We start from the raw sequence: 440 nt of genomic DNA, 5'->3' as shown, positions 1-440 counted from the left end.
ATGCCAGGACAGCAACGGCCAAGACAAGGCAAGGCACAGACTGGTAATCACGGCGGACGGGGGCGCCGACCATGCCAGGAGCGTAGGATTGGAGCCGGACCTGATAGTGGGCGACTTCGACTCGAGTTCATCCCCCCCGCCCCAGGGCGGGAGCCGAATCATCCGCCTTCCCGCCGAAAAGGACGACACCGACATGCAGGCGGCACTGAAGCTGGGCTGGGAGCATGGTTATCGACGCGTCGTCATCTACGGGGGCCTTGGGGGCAGGATCGACCACTCGATAGCGAATGTAGCGGCCATCCGTATTCTGGCCAAGCATGGTGGACTGGGGCTCCTGGTCGGCGGCGGCCTAGGACTGCCTGCCAGATCGCATGGCTCTCTTGGCTTACCGGCAGGGGGACCGGCCATGGCATCTGAGCAGCCGACCTACGTCTCCTCGG

At 64.5% G+C, this 440-nt stretch carries 1 protein-coding gene; it reads left to right on the top strand.

All coding sequences use genetic code 11. The features are described 5' to 3' along the window. A partial coding sequence (locus tag CRD59_RS07695) for a thiamine diphosphokinase (RefSeq protein WP_127920984.1) occupies positions 1–440 on the top strand: 440 nt, incomplete at both ends.

This window comes from Bifidobacterium xylocopae (genome assembly GCF_003315615.1).
GTDB lineage: Bacteria > Actinomycetota > Actinomycetes > Actinomycetales > Bifidobacteriaceae > Bombiscardovia > Bombiscardovia xylocopae.
This window is presented reverse-complemented; position numbering and strand designations above follow the sequence as displayed.